Origin of the sequence: Pseudomonas sp. 7P_10.2_Bac1, from assembly GCF_025465935.1 — a bacterium.
GTDB lineage: Bacteria > Pseudomonadota > Gammaproteobacteria > Pseudomonadales > Pseudomonadaceae > Aquipseudomonas.
Window position 1 is genome coordinate 159911 of sequence record NZ_JANLNV010000058.1, and the last position, 17077, is coordinate 176987.

Annotated in this window: 12 protein-coding genes; 6 read left to right on the plus strand and 6 right to left on the minus strand. The window is 56.9% G+C overall.

Going from position 1 to position 17077, the window contains the following annotated elements; all coding sequences use genetic code 11:
• Nucleotides 1-13: 13 nt before the first annotated feature.
• Nucleotides 14-4276 carry a dermonecrotic toxin domain-containing protein gene (locus NTD86_RS10465; RefSeq protein ID WP_262202125.1) on the plus strand — a complete coding sequence of 1421 codons (4263 nt, stop codon included), beginning with the start codon at nt 14-16 and terminating at the stop codon, nt 4274-4276.
• Nucleotides 4277-4369: 93 nt separating this feature from the next.
• Here the strand turns inward: NTD86_RS10465 and NTD86_RS10470 are convergent, their stop codons facing one another.
• Both NTD86_RS10470 and NTD86_RS10475 read right to left on the minus strand, forming a co-directional pair.
• Nucleotides 4370-5176 carry an alpha/beta fold hydrolase gene (locus NTD86_RS10470; RefSeq protein WP_262202126.1) on the minus strand — a complete coding sequence of 269 codons (807 nt, stop codon included), beginning with the start codon at nt 5174-5176 and terminating at the stop codon, nt 4370-4372.
• Between the two features lie 114 nt (nt 5177-5290).
• On the minus strand, nt 5291-6184 hold the full coding sequence (locus tag NTD86_RS10475; protein WP_262202127.1) for a LysR substrate-binding domain-containing protein: 894 nt from the start codon (nt 6182-6184) through the stop codon (nt 5291-5293).
• Between the two features lie 104 nt (nt 6185-6288).
• On the opposite strand from NTD86_RS10475, the gene NTD86_RS10480 reads away from it, so the two are divergent.
• The 4 genes from NTD86_RS10480 to NTD86_RS10495 all read left to right on the plus strand — a co-directional run bounded on the left by NTD86_RS10480 (nt 6289) and on the right by NTD86_RS10495 (nt 10238).
• Complete coding sequence (locus NTD86_RS10480; RefSeq protein WP_262202128.1) at nt 6289-6957, plus strand: RraA family protein; 669 nt, start codon at nt 6289-6291, stop codon at nt 6955-6957.
• Nucleotides 6954-7610 (plus strand): RraA family protein, encoded by a 657-nt coding sequence (locus NTD86_RS10485; protein ID WP_262202130.1) that lies wholly within the window; start codon nt 6954-6956, stop codon nt 7608-7610. The genes NTD86_RS10480 and NTD86_RS10485 overlap by 4 nt, the downstream gene beginning before the upstream one ends.
• A complete protein-coding gene (locus tag NTD86_RS10490) occupies nt 7610-8833 on the plus strand; it encodes a pyridoxal phosphate-dependent aminotransferase (protein WP_262202131.1) in 1224 nt (407 codons plus the stop codon). Before NTD86_RS10485 ends, NTD86_RS10490 begins: the two co-directional genes overlap by 1 nt.
• Nucleotides 8834-9320: 487 nt before the next feature.
• Nucleotides 9321-10238 carry a hypothetical protein gene (locus tag NTD86_RS10495; RefSeq protein WP_262202132.1) on the plus strand — a complete coding sequence of 306 codons (918 nt, stop codon included), beginning with the start codon at nt 9321-9323 and terminating at the stop codon, nt 10236-10238.
• 326 nt (nt 10239-10564) lie between these two features.
• On the opposite strand, the gene peaD is transcribed toward NTD86_RS10495, so the two are convergent.
• The 4 genes from peaD to peaA all read right to left on the minus strand — a co-directional run bounded on the left by peaD (nt 10565) and on the right by peaA (nt 15141).
• Nucleotides 10565-11683 (minus strand): quinohemoprotein amine dehydrogenase subunit beta, encoded by a 1119-nt coding sequence (gene peaD, locus NTD86_RS10500; RefSeq protein WP_262202133.1) that lies wholly within the window; start codon nt 11681-11683, stop codon nt 10565-10567.
• Between the two features lie 33 nt (nt 11684-11716).
• Complete coding sequence (qhpC, locus tag NTD86_RS10505) at nt 11717-12040, minus strand: quinohemoprotein amine dehydrogenase subunit gamma (protein WP_262202134.1); 324 nt, start codon at nt 12038-12040, stop codon at nt 11717-11719.
• A gap of 1 nt (nt 12041) precedes the next feature.
• Nucleotides 12042-13472 (minus strand): quinohemoprotein amine dehydrogenase maturation protein, encoded by a 1431-nt coding sequence (gene peaB, locus NTD86_RS10510; RefSeq protein WP_262202135.1) that lies wholly within the window; start codon nt 13470-13472, stop codon nt 12042-12044.
• A gap of 88 nt (nt 13473-13560) precedes the next feature.
• Nucleotides 13561-15141, minus strand: a complete 1581-nt coding sequence (gene peaA, locus NTD86_RS10515) for a quinohemoprotein amine dehydrogenase subunit alpha (protein WP_262202136.1) — start codon at nt 15139-15141, stop codon at nt 13561-13563.
• A 412-nt stretch (nt 15142-15553) separates the two neighbouring features.
• Here peaA and NTD86_RS10520 point away from each other — a divergent pair, with 412 nt between their 5' ends.
• Nucleotides 15554-17044, plus strand: coding sequence for an aldehyde dehydrogenase family protein (locus NTD86_RS10520; RefSeq protein ID WP_262202137.1), 1491 nt, complete (start codon nt 15554-15556; stop codon nt 17042-17044).
• Nucleotides 17045-17077: the final 33 nt, after the last annotated feature.

Here is a 17077-nt window from a genome sequence, read left to right on the forward strand (position 1 = left end):
GTGAGTTAAATCTATGAGTGATATTTTTCATTTGTCGGACAGCCTGAGCGCCGAACTGGTGGCGCTGAGCAGCGTGACGGAACAACAACAGATGCAGCAATGGATCGGGCTGGATGCCGATATTCAAAGCTTGCTGGAAGATCAACCTAGCTTTAAATCCGTTCTTCAAAACGAACTTAACCGGGCGTTTCCTGAGGCGGGAGGTGCGCTGGACCCGGAGCGCGTGATGGTCGAGCTCAAAAAGGACAGCGCGCCCGCAACCCTCGACGCGGTACAACCTTTGACAGTGATGGACACCGTACTCGACAGCTTGCGCACAGGGATCTACTTCCCCTTTTACCCCAAAAAAAACCTGAGCGTCTCAATGCCAGCTAGCCCCGCTGCGATTGCACTGGATGTTGCGCGCTTCCAGGTGTTTGCCGAAGACATGCTCGTCAATCTGAAAACCCATGTCATCCAACAGAATGTCGAGTACTGGCAAGAACAAGGCCCATTGACCGGGACACAGTCCCGAAAAGCCTGGTTATTGGACAAATTGAGTAAAGTCTTGCGCGCCGAGGCGCGACTGCTGACCAATGACAGCACTTTGCCTGCCGAACACGTCTTGATGGTCGATCAGGTGCTGCGCTACACGACCCTGACCGCCCGTGGCGCATTGCCCACCCATTCACGGCCTGCGGTCTACGCTATGGCGCTCAAAGCCAAGGAGCAGGCGCAACCCATCCCTTTCGCAGGTGCTTTGGTCATCACGGAACAAGATGGCAGTGGGAGTAGTGATCAATTTGGTGCGTTTACGATTCCACTAAAAACCTCCACGGTGCAGATCAGCAGCAGCGCCAGTGCCGGCCGAGTAGTGCTGTATACACCCTCAGGTGGCCTGGTGGGCTTTGACTCCTTGCAGGCCTTGAACAGCGAAATCGAGCGACGCTGGCAGGGCATCATCGAGTTCGAGTCACTGCTCGAACTGCTCTCGACAGAAGATCTGGAGCGCGTCCAGAAATGGCCGCGCGGGCCACAATCGCCGCTCGAACTGGTGTTCACGGAAATCCAGGAATCATTCCTGGAGCATGTGTTCACCGCGCATGACAACCAGCGTCAGCAGGACATGATCTACACCGTGCTGCGTTGTGCGAAAGTGCCCTCAGCCGTGTTCACAGAAGACCTGCGACACACCCTCGATTATGTTCGGCGCTTCAAACAGGCCAACGCTATCAGCGCGCGCGCCTACAAGCACATCGCGAAGAAAACCCGCGACTGGCTTCAGAAGGCCAGCAGCGAAGACCGCGAGGCCTGGCTCAACGCTTCTGAGCAATACCGAGCCCTCAGCCTTATTGCCAATCAGGACGGCGAGCCTGCGCCTTATCAATTTGGTGACCGGACGTTTGTGTTGCGTTACGCCCGTGAACAGCTCAAGCGACATATGCAACTGGAGTATGGGCTGGAGGTCGATCCAGACAACATTCTCATTACCGTGTCTGCCGGCGAGCGCGGCGCGGGGCCGATCATTCCGATTACCCCGTGGGCACCGTCGTCCTATACCGCCGTCAACAGCCTTTCGCGCACAGGCCCACCGGTCAGATTGATCAGCACCACGCGCAGCATGTCTGAACTGGCACTGGAGAATGTCAGCAAATTTGATATCGACTACGCCCTCACCGCACGGGTCAGCACGCGTACCGGCACTGAACCGGCCCTGGCACCGCTCAACGCCGACCAAGTCAAACAGATTATCCGCGCCGTCAATATCGGCGATAACTACGAGGCTTTTCTTCAAGACAGCCTTATCGACTCCCCCAAAGCCAGCGCGCGCCGTGAAACTGCCATCCAACAAATGATCGCGCAAATGCGTGTCGATGCGCTGGAAGCCAAGATCTCCAGTGATTATTCCCCGGATCGCCTGGACCGTGGCTATCGCTGGGTTGAAGCTGTGCTCAACGAGGCCGAGGACCCGTCCAAACCCGCCAGGGTCGAAGGACACGCCCTCAGCGTTTTCCAACTGCTGATCAGCCAGGCCACGGTACGCGGGGTACTGGTCATAGGGACCCCGGCGGTGCCAAACGCCACAGGCTCGCCACTGGAGCTGGATATCCTCGCCCCAGCGGTTCATTACCCTATCTCGTCGCTGGTGGTCTATACCCCAGAAGCCCCAGACGGCAAGCGCTTTCGCGAGTTCGAAAACCGTGGGCATATGGCCCGGCGGTTTATCAACGAGGTGTCGTTTAAAGAATACTTCGTCAACCGGGTCGGCCAGGGCGACAAGGAACGCGTTCGCTCGTTGCTCAACGATGGAACGCGTGCGCCTGATGTGCGGCTATCACTGATTCCGGGCAACGTGATCGAGCAGGCTTGCCTGGCCGAGGCTCGCCATGCCATTGCCAATGCCGACGCGCTCATTACGTCCACTTCTGAAATCAATCATCTGACCGTGTGGAACAGTATTGAAACCACGGTCGACACCGTGACCGCGGTGTTGCCTTTGAAGGTCACCGCACCCATAGCACTGGGTCGCAGTCTGTTGTCGCTCTGGAACTTCGCTGATGCCCTGAAACGTGATAGTCAGCGCGAAGCGTTGGGGCACATGGTCGGCATGGTTGCGCATTGGGTAGACGCCGGGGTGGATATCGGCGTGGCGATTGCCAGAGGCGCAAAAGTCACCAAGCCGGCGGTATCGGCGCTAGATACCAAACTGAGCTACAAGCAAGATCTGCCAGAGCTGACACTGCGCACAGATGGCATTTATGCCGGTATTTATGAAAAGGCCGCCAAGGGCCCGGGTTCATCGCTGTACTTTATTCAGCAGGAAAACCACTGGTATCAAGTCAAATTTGATTCGGTCAAACGCGTGTGGCGGGTTCTGGACATGCGCAATCCGCAGGCCTGGTACCACTCGCCCATTTCCAGGGACAGCACAGGTCTATGGCGAATCGGTGCCCTTGACCTGGGCCTGCGGGGTGGCGTCAAGTCGACACTTGCGCCCTTTCGTATACGTGTTGCTTTTCAAAATTTCAGCTTGGAGGAAGCCAGAAAGCTGTTGGATAAGTTTGATTTCCCGGAGGTCAATCAACAATCCTTCGAGTTGAACCTGGCTGAATACCTGGTCAAGCACAAAGAGTTCCCCCTTTGGTCCAACCCGTACTTCCGGTCAGGTCCAGGGCCAGATCTGGATCAAGTGGTGCCGAGTTCGGTCGCCAGCAGGCTGAGCAATAAACGCAAGGCCCCTGCGGCGCCCGAAGAGCAGCCGGGCCCCAGCACCCGCCAGCCTGTTATCTCAACCACCATAGCTGTGGTTGAACCGCTGAATGAAGGGAGCTGGAAACATTGGGGCAAAACGTATGATGCAGCGCAATTAAGCACAGAGAGCATCACACCGCCTATCTTCAAGGTGACCGGACCTCAGGGCACCTACCGCGTCATTGAGATAGACCAGTTGTATTACGAAATCTTGCCTCAAGGCCAACTGACTCAAGGCAACCGGGTCTTTATCAAGTACCCGGACAAGCCGTGCGATAGCTATGAACAGCTTGGGTTACTGCTTCAGGAGAACAAATACCTGCAACCACGACTGGCCCAGTTCAGCAATCAGGGATGGCACCTGCACAGCCCCTTTTTCCATATGCCTCTCAGCCATTTCGTAGGCTCCATCCTGCCGGCCTTGAAAACCAACTCCAAGAGAGCGCTGGCCAAGCGTTTGTACACCTACGCCGATACGTCCAGCCGCTCCCTGACACACACGCGCATGCTCAACATAAACAACACGCTGCATGGCTGGCGGGAAGGCAAAGCCAAACCGGCCAGCATTCTGCTAGGCGATCCGATTGCCTTGTTGGCGCAAGGGCCAAGGCTCAGCGATACCCTGTACAGGGTGGGGCAATATACGCGCAACAGCTTGTTTGACCGTCTGGATTTGAACCTGTCGGCGAGCGAGCGCCTGCTGCTCAAAGAGCCTGATGGCCTGAACAAGATGATGCGTCAACTGTTGCAACGACTCGGCTACGAAATCTATCCCGAAATAGCGGGAGGGATCGAGTTGGTCTTTCGCAGACGCGCCTCACAAACCATGAATTACATGCAGTTGCACCAACTACGTTCATCAAATATTCCATTGGTTAAAAGCCTGTCGGAATCTGTCGATGAATTAATTAAGCGCAATCCGCTGTCGCCGCTGTCACTGGCTATGACCACGGCAAAAGCGGAGGGCAAGTTATTCATGCTCTTGGGAGGCGTGCAAAGCACGCCGTCAACTGATCTGCCGACCGGATTCATTTACCGGCCGTAATTTAACCCCTGCATCGTCAATGTCCGCGCCGACCGAAGGGTGCGTCGCGGGCATTGCCTGCATTAACTGAGCCCCACCATGGCCGCCGTGAACTCAGTGGCCGTAGAAGTCACTCATGAAGCGCCACATGGCTTGCGGATTGGAATACATAGGGAAGTGTCCGCAGGCAGGGATCTGCGCCAGCTCGACGCCTTCAGCCTGAATAAACGATAAATATGACAAGGCGGCGTTCTGTTCGCCATACATGAACATTCGCGGGCAATTGAGCCCCAGGAACGTGTCCATCAGGCCAGCGTTATCGGACAGGTCCACAATCGATTCAAAGATTGCTCGCACCGCCCCGGCCCGGACCTTGTGACGCAAACTGGCCGAATAGAGGGCACTGGCGTACGCTGGGGCATGCCGGGTGCGCTCGATAAATGCGTTGAAAAAAGCCTCGGGGTCCGTGTCCGGGAAATCAAAGATCTGCCGGCTGAGGAAGCAGTCTTCGGGGGCAATATTGCCCTCGATATTGACAAAGCTCAGCACCCGATCAGGGCATTGATGGGCCAATAACAGCGCGGTCAGTCCGCCCATGGAATGCCCCACCGCATGGAAGCGCTCGATACCGAAATGGTCCAGCACCTGGAGTGCGGTCTTCAGTAAAAAAGGGATACTGATGCCCGACAGGTCATCGCACAGGGTTTCACCACAACCGGGTGCATCGAAAGCCAGAAACGGATGACCATCGAACTGCGTCTGCAACGTGATGTCGGCATAGTCCTCTTTTGTTGAGCCAAAACCATGCAGAAACACAATCGGGGCTAAAGTGCCCTCACGGTGGAGGCTGGCGACTTTCAATGACACGCCTTCAACGCAAATAGGCAACAGGCTATGGGTAAAATTGGCAACGGCTGGCACGTAAACCTCTACAGCAAAAAGAATGCGCCAATGTCTGGTCAATTTGCCTGCGTGTAAATTCCTTATTGAGTTAGGCGATGATAGGCCAAACCTATCCAACCCCCAGAATTGGCCTCAAGGTCTATCCCTAAACCAGGCAATGATTTCGTCGATCAGCGGGTTGGGACGTTCAGCGTTCCAGGCCACCGCAGTGGTCACCACATTGAGCCTCTGGCTCAGTGGGCGAAAAACCACATTGGCGGGGGCCATTTTTTTCATCGACGCCGGTACCAGCGCTATCCCCTGTCCATAACTGACAAAGGCAATCTGCGAGGCCACCGAGCGGACCTCATGCAACACCCGTGGCGAGAATCCGCTGGCCTTGCAGGTGGCGATCAGGTTGTCGAAATACACCGGGCTGACCTTGCGTGCAAACATCACCAGCGGTTCATTGGCCAGGCTCGACAGGCTTATGCGCGAGCGCGAGGCCAGCGGGTGATCCGCGGCCATGGCCACCACCAACCGATCCTCGAGCAACGGCAAGGACTTGATCGAGAGCCCCAGATCACCGTCCAGCCGGGCAAAGGCCAGATCAATGTCCGAGGATTCCAGTGCCGGAATGGCCTCGACGCTGTCAATTTCCCGAACCGAAACCGTCAGGTGCGGGTAATCGGTTTTAAGGTGTTCGATCAACCCGGGCAGCACATCGAACATCGCCGTGGATATAGCACCGATGGTCAACACCCCGGACTGCCCCGCCACGGCTTCTTCAACGGCCAGTTCGAGCCGCTCCAACTGTTCAGCGAATTTGCGCACGGCCGGGAGGATCGCCGCGCCCACCGGGGTCAATTTTGCGCCGCGCCGGGAACGCTCGAACAACTTGACCTTGAGCGCTTGCTCAAGCACTTGAATCTGCTCGCTCAAGGGCGGTTGCGACATGCCCAGACGTTTGGCCGCGCGACCAAAATTTTGCTCTTCGGCCACCGCCAGGAACAACCAGAGGTGACGGATCAGACGGAAATTGATCATGAGATTTCCATAGGTTTGGCGTATAAAAGGCTTATTTGAATCGTAATATACCTATCAAACTGAGTCATCGACACTGGGCGCCTCCATCACACAGGGGCAAACCCATGCAGCAGCTTTCATTGCTCGACCGTTTGGCCGCGCTGGATACCAATACGGTGTCTGACGCACTTGACTTCCTTGGTCTGAAGGGCGCAACCACCGGCTTGAGGCCCTTGTGGAACTGCCCGAAAATCGTCGGTCGCGCCAGTACTGTATTGCTCGGTCCCAAAACCGATAAACGACCAACTGTGCACCTGATTACGCCGGTGGTTGAGCAAGTCCAAAGTAACGACCGGATTCTGGTGATTGCCGGCGGCCTCGAAGGTATCTCATGCTGGGGCGACATCCTGGCCAACGCCGCGCTTAGCAAGGGCATTCGCGGCACCGTCATCGACGGTTGCAGCCGTGACATCGACGGCAGTTCATCCATCGGCTACCCAGTGTTTGGTCGTGGCGTGACCATGATCAGCGCGCGTAACCGGGTGGTCCAGATTGATTCGGCAGTGACCATCAATGTTGCGGGCGTTCAGGTTAGTGAGGACGATTACGTGATTGCCGATAACTGCGGCACGGTCTTTGTCTCTCAGGCCTCCATTGAGCAGGTTCTGGCGCTCGGTGAGCGCATTAATCACCGTCAAAACGCCATGGTCGAGGCCGTGCGCTCTGGCCGCTCAGTGGCCGAGGTGATGCATGACACGCAATTCGATGCCATCCAGACGGAGCACGCACAATGAATGATCAGCAATTGGTTGCCTTGTTCGAGGGCCTGGATACACCGGGTGTGTCTGATGCGCTGGATAAACTCGGCTTGCCAGGTCAATGCCTGAATATCGCCCCCTTGGCCGACTACAGCACGGTCGTGGTCGGGCCAGCATTCACAGTGCAGTACGTATCGGCCAGCACACCACCCGGTACGGTCGGCGATTTTATTGATGATGTTGCCCCGGGCGATGTCGTGGTCATTGATAACGGTGGGCGTACCGACTGCACAGTATGGGGCGACATCATGACCCAGTACGCGGGCAGCCGTGAGATTGCCGCCACCGTCATCGACGGCGTGTGCCGGGATGTCAGTAAAGCGTTGAATGACGGTTACCCCGTGTTCAGCAAAGGCCGCTTCATGCGCACCGGCAAAGACCGTGTGCAGGTGCAATCGGTGAATCAACCCGTGTCCATCGGCAGCGCTCGAGTGTGCGCCCGCGACATCGTCGTGGCTGATGCCAACGGCGTGGTGATCGTGCCACGTGATCGCGCAGCAGAAGTCGCCGCCTGTGCTCGTCAGATTGAGTCGGTAGAAGCCCAGATCCGTCAGCAGATCGCCCAAGGCAAATCCTTGAAAGACGCCCGTGAGGCGCTGGGCTACCATCATTTGCAGAGTAAGCGCTGATGAACTTCAGTACAGACATCCAACGCCTGAACCAACGCCTGGCCAGCGCCCAGCCCTCTGCTACCTACCGCATCATGGACCGCGTGGCAGAACGCCGGGCGCAAGGTGCCAAGATCATTTCCCTGTGCGCGGGCGAGCCGGACTTCGACACTCCCCAACACGTGCGCTCGGCAGCCATCCAAGCCATTGAGGCTGGCCATACTCGTTACACCCAAGTCGCGGGCGTGCGTTCATTGCGCGAAGCCGTCGCAACCAAGTTCCAGCGTGAGAACGACTTACCTGTGACCTGGACAGACACCTTGGTGTGCAGCGGTGGCAAGCAAGTGATTTACAACGCCCTTGCCGCCACCTTGAACGAAGGTGACGAAGTCATCGTTCCGGCGCCCTACTGGGTCAGTTACCCGGAGATGGTTCAGCTGTGCGGCGGCGAAGCCCGGATTGTGACGTGCGACGCCGATGCCGGGTTTAAATTGACACCGGCCTTGCTGAGCAACGCGATCACCCCTAAAACCCGTTGGCTGATTCTCAATTCGCCGTCCAACCCGACTGGCGCGGTGTACAGCCGCGAGGAAATGCAGGCGCTGGCACAGGTGCTGCTGGACAACCCGCATGTGCTGATCCTGGCGGACGACATCTATGAGCACCTGATTTTTGATGATCAGCCGTTCTTCACCCTGGCTCAGGTTGAACCCCGCCTGGCCTCCCGGACCCTGACCATGAACGGCGTGTCCAAGGCGTATGCCATGACCGGGTGGCGCATCGGCTTTGCCACCGGGCCTCGCTGGCTACTCGACGCCATGGAAAAACTGCAAGGCCAGCAGACGTCCGGGGCGTGTTCTGTGTCGCAACAGGCAGCGCTGGCGGCACTGGAAGGGCCGAAGGATTTCATTGCAGACAGCCGCGCAGCGTTCCAGCGCCGTCGGGACAATCTGGTCGAGCAATTGAACACCATTGAGGGCCTGAAGTGTGACGCACCGGCGGGTGCCTTTTATGTGTTCGCCAACTGCGCAGGCCTGTTAGGTCGAACCTCTGCTGGAGGCCGCGCGCTGCACACCGACGAAGACGTTGCTCACGCCTTGCTCGACGAAGCCAATGTGGCCGTGGTACCGGGCAGCGCCTTTGGCCTGGCGCCGTATATCCGGATTGCCTACGCCCTGGATGACGCCTCACTGTATGCGGCGGGTGAGGCGATTCGCAGGTTTTGCGAAGGCATCAGTAACTAGGTTTTGTACTAACGCCTTGAAACATCGGCTCCGCAAGGCCTGTAAAAATTTACCTGTAACCGATTATGCGGCGTTGAAAGCAGGCTCGGAATGCTCATTTACACCCCGTAAATTCTGCATTCCTGCCTGCTTTCAACTTGCCTGATCTTCGCTCGAAAACATCCGAAGCAGCCCCTGGAATCCGCCGCCATTAACGCCAGAAGGCCGCAATGGCGAAGCGGTATGAAAACGGGCCTTCGCGAGTGACTGATCGCCTGATGCTCAACAGCGATCTTCGCATCCTTTATTGCATTGGCCTGTACCGGGCGGTATTGGTAACAATATTTTACGTGCATACCAAATATTGCCTAGTACCAATAATTAATAATGATCACAGCGCAAGCGCGCAAAGTTATACCGAACATTGCGACAGCTGGAAATTTAATAGACCGCACACTAAGGTTGTTAAGTGCAAAGTGACTTGCACTTAACAATAAGGATATTAGTGATGACCCGCGAAACTTTTGCTGAATCGGAAGAAAACAAGCAACCCCCTATCAACTCTCCCCGCTCCATTAACATGAACGGTCAATGGTCTGCACCAACAACTGGCCCTTATAAATATGATTTGGGACCTTGCGCAGTTGTCAACAAGGGGCAGATACAAGTGCTGCAACACTTCAAAAGAGTGGGGCCTGTGATCAACCATGATGTGGTGTTCTGCAATGGAACGTCTATTCAGGAAAAGCACACACGACTGTTAAGGAACGTGGTCATCGAACCGAAGACCCGTTTTTCAGCGATTGCTTACCAAAATATCTTGTACTGCTTTTACCTAAACAATCAGCGACAGATCAAAGGCGTTCAAGTGTATGGCAAAGACGATTATGAGCGGATGCCCGAACTGGGCGTTGTAGCAGCTGACCGCCCCGCCATCGCTGTTTATAAAGACTCGCTTTTCATGGTGTTTCAAGGCGCTGAGAATGGTCAAATCTGGTACAAGGTGTTTGACGTCAATGGTTGGCACGATCATATCCTCATTAAAGGTCCCCTTATGGCTTATGCGCCGAGTCTGGCCGTGTACAACGACAAGTTGTATTGCGTGTTTCATGGTTACAATGACAATTCGATCTGGTACATGACCTATGAAGCCGGTGGATGGTCACAACATAGACGAACGTCGATGACGGCAGACGGTTCGCCTTCACTGTGTATTCATAACGATAGATTGTATTGCGCCTATGTGGGACAAGGGACTGGCGAACTGAGTGTCTCATTCTTGTTTGCTGATGAATGGGTGGGGCATGAGCGCTTGCAGGGACATCGAACGACCCAAGGACCGGATTTAGCCAGCTTTAATGGCGCACTGCATTGTTTCTATCTGAAAGATGAGTTATTGAACTGCACCTCCAACAAGCATCTTTAATTTCCAGAGCAAAGGCGTCTGTAAATTAACTTTTGACCTGGACTTGTTCTTGAGTTATTCACCTGCAGCAAAGTATCTGTTTGTTCAGACATCGAATTCGGTAGTACGTGCGGTGCTAGCACGGTTGCCCCCTTGTCCGCTGCGAATAAGATTTGAACCTGTCCGGACACCTCAGGTTTGGACGCAGTCATAGCGCCCGGTTGAAGTGTCCAGAATCATCAGACCAGTTCGGCGTGCTCGCGATTAAACCAACACGCTGTCACCGGCAGATCGTATTGGTCCGCATCGCCAGCAAGCCGACTCCCACAATTGCTTTGAGGATGGCGTTAACGCACAAACAGCTGGGAGGTTGTAATTGCCATATCGCCACCCGGCAACTGGATATTGGCCACTTTTTTCATGCTGTCGGCGTCAAATACCGCCACATCGTTATAAGTCCCGGCCAGGTAGATTTTGCTGCCGTCCTTGTTGAACGCTATGCAGTAGTAGGAATGATCCAGGGGCGCCGACTGCAAGAGTTTTTGCTGCTTGATGTCGTACTTGGACAGGTTGTTCAGCACGCCAAACATCAGGTTCGGGTCTTTCGGCGAGCGCATGCCACTGAAGTAGATCTGGGTGAGCGGCCCGAAGTCGGTGGTGGAAGGCTTCCCGGTTTTCAAGTCGACACTGAACTGCCCGTACACGTAGTCGGCTGTGTCCGGGTCATGCTTCTCGTCTTTGAACTTGGCTGCGGTGTAGAGCAGTGAAAAGTCATGCAGATAGCTCTGGTGGTTCCAGAAGTACAACACGTCCGGTGCACCGTGGTCAGGGCGTTTCCAGTGTCGGGCCGGGATCAGCACGTCGAATGTGCCGGTCTGCGGGTTGACCTTGTAGATGTCGGCTCCTGCGATGTACAACGTGCCATCGTCGCCCGCTTGCATAATGGTTAGCTGCCGTGGGGCCGGGAAGCTGCGTATCGGCTTGGCATCCAGTCCGGCATCGGTGGCGTACACATCAAGCCGGGGCGGTTGCACTTCGTAGTGGTCGTTGAGCATCAGCGTCGGGTTGGCAACGGTGTACAGCTCCTTGCCGTCGGGGCTGAGGGTGAAGCTGAACATCGAGCGCGCCTTCTCTCCCGGCTTTTGCGAAATGCTGGCGTGGAACACCTGCTTGCAGGTGTCCAGCTCAACGCCATAAACATCGGCGTAATGGTTGTTGAGCACATAGGCCACAGTGTGGTCCGGGGAGATTTGCACCGACCCCGGGCCGAATGCGTCCGGCATCTTGCAGGTTTTAAACAGCGTATCGGTGGCCGCATCCACCACGTGCAGGTTGTTCGGGTAGTTGGTGAGCACCATGTACTCATGGCCGGTTTGCAAGGCGCGATTGTCATCGGCCAACACGGTCAGCGAAAAGGCGCTGAGTACGGCAAGCGCGGCCTGGCCGCAGGTTTTGATGCTTGGCATGCTGGAATCCTTCTTATTTTTTGCCCAGGCAGGTCATTTGTCTTTTGGAAAGACAGTCCCAAGGTTGCGCCAGTTGTCATTGGATGCCTGGGCGTCCTTGTTCCAGTCCGGGTAGGTGCTCATCATGTCGGGCACCTGGGCTGGCCACCAGCATGGGTCTGAGCAGCCGTACAGATCAGACTCCATGGGCTGGCACAACGACGAGACGCCGCCAAACGCATCAATTTCCCAGCCCGGGTCGGTGGTCGAGGTGCACCCTGCTACCGAGTTCATCGCCACCACTTCTTCGATGCGGTTTTCAGCCGCAGCCTCATCCAGTTTCAACGCTTTATTATTGATTGCCTTGAGATGTTTCATATCAGTGAGCCTTGCGCGAAGTGATGTAACTGCTGATGAACGCAGGGTTTTGGGCCATGATCCGGGTGTACACCTCGATACCGAAGTCGACCCAGTCACGCATCAGTTCGCAGTAGTGATAAGTAGGGTGCGTCGCATCACCATAGCGGGCGTAACTCTCGTGGTAACAGCCGCCGGAGCATAGGTTGCGGATCTGGCAGTCTTCACAGCCCGTATTAGTCCGGTCCAGGCGTTGCGACAGGAAGTCGTTGAGCTCCACTTGTTTCACCGCACTGTGCACATTGCCAAAGGTCGGTAAGGTCGAGCCGGTAAAGCGGTGGCACAAGTTGAGTTCGCCCTTGTAGTCGACGGCCAGCATTTTCAGGCCCGCACCGCATGGCAGGGCTTTTTTGTGGCCCTCATGGATGTCGGTGATCAACTGGTGCAGGTTGGAAAAACCTATGTTGCGATGCTCCAGTGCGGCGGCTAGATAACGCCGCCCCAGGCGCTTCATGCTGGCGAATACTTCAATCAGTTCGTCGTTGCTCAGGTTGAAGCTGCTGATGTCGCCGGAAGTCACTGGGGCAAAACCGACTTCGGCAAATTTCAGCTCGTTGAACAGGTGATCCCAGATGGTTTCGACATCGGTGACACCGGTGGTCAAGGTTACCCTGGCGCCCACAGGGCGGCTGTTGTAGCGCGACAACAGCATTTGGGCCTTGCGCCGAACCACGTCATAGGTGCCCTGCCCGCCCACGGTGATACGGTTGCGGTCGTGCACGGTTTTTGGCCCATCAATGCTCACGGACAAGCCGAAGCGGTGGGCGTTGAGGTAGTCCACCGTGTCTTCGGTCAGCAGCGTGGCATTGGTGGTCATCACGAACTCCACCGACTTGCCCGCCTCGGCAAAGCGCTTCTCGCAATAATCGACCATGTGCTCGATCAATTTGCGGTTGCTCAAAGGTTCGCCACCAAAGAACACCACGGTAAAACGCTCTTCGTCCGGGGACTCGCGCAATAGCATTTCAACCGACGCCACGGCGGTGTCGATGTCCATCTTTTTGCCCGCGGACGGCTTGTCCAGGTCTTCCTTGTAGCAGTAGGTACAACTCAAGTTACAACCGGTGTTGACGTTGAGCACCACGGTGTTGATTGCGGTGCGCTCGACCCGCTTGGCGGCGATGTCCGGGGTCAGCGGCGAGCCATCGCTCACCAGCTCCAGGGACATCAGCTCGCGCAGGGTCTCGGTGACCTCATCACCGTTAAAGCGTGCGGCCAAGCGCTGGATCAGGTCATCCGATGAGCAACCGGGGCCGCGCAGGGTATCGATGATGGTGCCGGTCAGTTCATCGCTGGCAAACAACGATGAGCTGGGGATGTGAAACAGCATGCGGTCGGCATCCACGTGCACTTCGTGCAAGTTGCGTTCGACCAGATTCAAGATTGCGCCCATGCCAAACCTCCAGTGCAAGCCCCGACAACCGGGCTTGCGATCATTCCGAAAAGTGTCTGTAGCCAGTACGTGCTGTGCTTGCGCGTGCTTAAGGAATGGGGGGGTTATTCCAGCGTTGCACGGTCACGATCATGTGGCCCTCGCCCTTGAGCGCGTTGCCGGCGTCATCCACGGCCGCAATCACTTTGAGGTTACCGGCGTTGTTGGTAGACATTTTTCGCGCCGGGTTGGGGCCTGCATCGCCCGGCGTGAACACGCCGGTGTCGGCCTTCATGATGCCGGCGAACTTGACGTCCTCGTCTTCGCGGGCCTGCTCGTTGAAGGGCTCCACATGCCATTGCGCGGGCACGATCCCGATACGGTACGGCTTGCCATCCAGCCCTTTACCCCAGGCTTCGGCATCAAAGCGGCCTTGGACCTTGGGCGTTGATCCGCCGCCACCGCCAATACGTGCCACCGAGAACTCGGGCACCACCTTGACCTCAGAGATCTGGTTGTACACCGCCAGGGCTGGCCCCTTGAGTGCGCCCACAGTGACTTCACGCAGGCCCGGTTGGGCATCGCCGGCGGCCTTGACCATCAGCTTGATACGCGATGGGCTCTGTTCCAGTACATCAAGTACCTGTACGCCCTGCCCCAGGTCCGGGGTCCCGCTCAGCCCACTGCCGATCAGGGTGATTTCGCTTTCGCTGCCGGTTTTTACGTAGCTCGGTTGCACCGCGAGCAGGCGCTGGCTGCCCTCTTTGGCCGCGATAAAGTCCAGTCCGCGTTCGTCATGATCCGCTTCAAACATGCGCCCTTGCAGAATGTTGTCCTTGGCCGCAAACACCTGGTGCATGTTCACACCGTCGATATTGACGTTGCCGCGCCACTCATAGCCGCTGTACAGCAACGCACTGCCGCTGCCGTTGAAGGGTGCACCGTCAGCGTACTGACCTTTTACCGTGACCTTGAAGGTGTCGTGACCGTCAGCGACCACACTCATCACACCGGACACCTCACCTTTGCCCGGTAGGTGCCCGCTAAAACTCCACTCGCCTGCCAGTGCCTCACTCTTGGGTGCAGTCTTCAGCCATTGTTGCCAGGCGGGATTGTCCAGCGGATAGCGTTCGGCCAGCAGTGGCACCATTTTATTGCGGGCCAGATCAAACCAGTCACGATCGCGTGACAACGCCTGATACTCCAGCGACGGCCATTGGCCAAGATGGAAGTTCACCAGCCGCTCCCATTCCTGAGCCGGGCGACGTTGCAGGGCAATCCGCGCGCCCGAGTGGCAGCGGCTGCACATTTGCGTGGTGTCTTCGTCGAAATGTTCGACCGTGTTCAAACGCCGCTCCAGGGCATAACGCACGCCGTCGGTTTCGCTAGGCGCCAGCCCCTGGGTATCGGCCAGGTACTTGACCAGGGTGCGACGGTCTTCATCGCTGATCTGCAAACCATGCATGGTCTGCATCCGGGCAATACTCATCAGCCAGCCTTCCGGGGTTTTGCGCTGGTGACTGATGCGGCTCAGACCATTGTTGGCTTCCGGGATATGGCAGCCCATACAGTTTTGCTGAAGGATGCTCTGGGCGTCGCGGGCAGCCATAACTTCCGGCGCATGCAACGCGACGCAAGCCGCCAGGGACAACAGGCTGGCGTTCAGGCCTGATCGGAGTTTTCTGTTCATCAACGTCGAACCTCGCACGGTGCTTTCTTATTGTTGTCGCTATCGTTTTGATGGTTTCTGGCATCACTGGCGGGCCACTGACACAGGCTAGAGAAACGTCTATAGCGAGTAATACACGGAGCGTGCCAGCTTAGTTAAAACCTTTTAAATCAGCCAGATACGGCCAAAAATGGTTTTTGAGCGCGGGTATTTCGAGCCGCGGAGCGTTTAATAACGCGACAGCTGTTGCACTCTGAGACGACGCCTCTGCACACCCTGCCTGCGAAAACCGTCTCAAATTCGTCGCAGATTGCGACATTCACCCCCCTCTTTGCTCATTAACAGTCGTCCATGTCCCTTTAAACACGGGGCCACAGCAAGCTGGCACAACCGTTGCGAAGCCCTCGTCACACTAATAAGACGAGGTTTGATCATGTCGCTTGCTGCTCTGCTACCCGCCACCACGGCTTTTCTCCAACGTGCCCCGCGCATGCTCATCGGCGGCACCTGGGTCGAGGCTGCCGATGGCCAGACCATGGCCCTGCATAACCCGGCCACCGGCGACGTATTGTGCGTGGTGCCCAAAGCCACGCCGGATGATGTCGACCGCGCGGTCCTCGCTGCCCGCCAGACATTCGATGATTCTGCGTGGAGCCGTACCCGCCCGCGGGAGCGGCAAAATCTGCTGTGGAAACTGGCCGACCTGATGGAGCGCGATGCCCAACTGCTCGCGCAACTGGAGTGCTTGAACAACGGCAAAAGTGCCGCCGTGGCCCAGGCCATGGACGTGCAACTGTCCATCGACTTCCTGCGCTACATGGCGGGTTGGGCGACCAAGATCGAGGGTTCAAGTGTCGACGTGTCGTTACCGCTGATGCCCAACGATCAATTCCATAGTTTTATTCGCCGCGAAGCCGTGGGCGTTGTCGGTGCCATCGTGGCCTGGAACTTCCCGCTGCTGCTGGCCTGCTGGAAACTCGGGCCGGCATTGGCTACCGGCTGCACCGTGGTGCTCAAGCCTGCCGATGAAACCCCGTTGAGCGCCCTCAAGTTGGCCGAACTGGTGCTGGAAGCCGGGTATCCAGAAGGCGTGCTCAACGTCGTGACCGGCACCGGCATCACTGCAGGCTCTGCGCTGACCCACAATCGGCTGGTCGACAAACTCACCTTCACCGGCTCCACCGCCGTGGGCAAGCAGATCGGCAAGATCGCCATGGACTCCATGACCCGCGTGACTCTGGAACTGGGCGGCAAGTCACCGACCATCGTCATGGCCGACGCCGACCTCAAAACTGCCGCAGCCGGGGCGGCCAGCGCGATCTTTTTTAATCAGGGCCAGGTCTGCTGCGCCGGATCGCGCCTGTATGTGCAGCGCAAGCATTTCGACAATGTGGTCGCCGACATTGCGGATATCGCTAACGCCATGAAACTGGGCAATGGCCTGGATTCAAGCGTGGACATGGGCCCGCTGATTTCCGCTCGCCAGCAGGAGCGCGTGGCGCATTACATCGAAATGGGCCGCGAAAGCGGTGCGACCATTGCCTGCGGTGGTGAGCAATTTGGCCCGGGGTATTTTGTCAAACCGACGGTGATTGTCGACGTTGATCAACAACACTCGCTAGTTCAGGAAGAAATCTTCGGGCCGGTGCTGGTGGCGATTCCATTTGACGACGAGGCCGATGCCCTGCGCATGGCCAACGACAGCCCCTACGGGCTGGGTGCGAGCATCTGGTCAAACGACCTGGGCGCGGTGCACCGGATGATCCCGCGCATCAAGTCCGGTTCGGTGTGGGTCAACTGCCACAGTGCCCTGGACCCGGCATTGCCGTTTGGCGGCTACAAAATGTCCGGCGTGGGGCGCGAGATGGGTCATGCGGCAATTGAGCATTACACCGAACTGAAGTCGGTGCTGATCAAGCTCTAACCTGCTGCACACCACGTGTAGGGGCCGCAACGC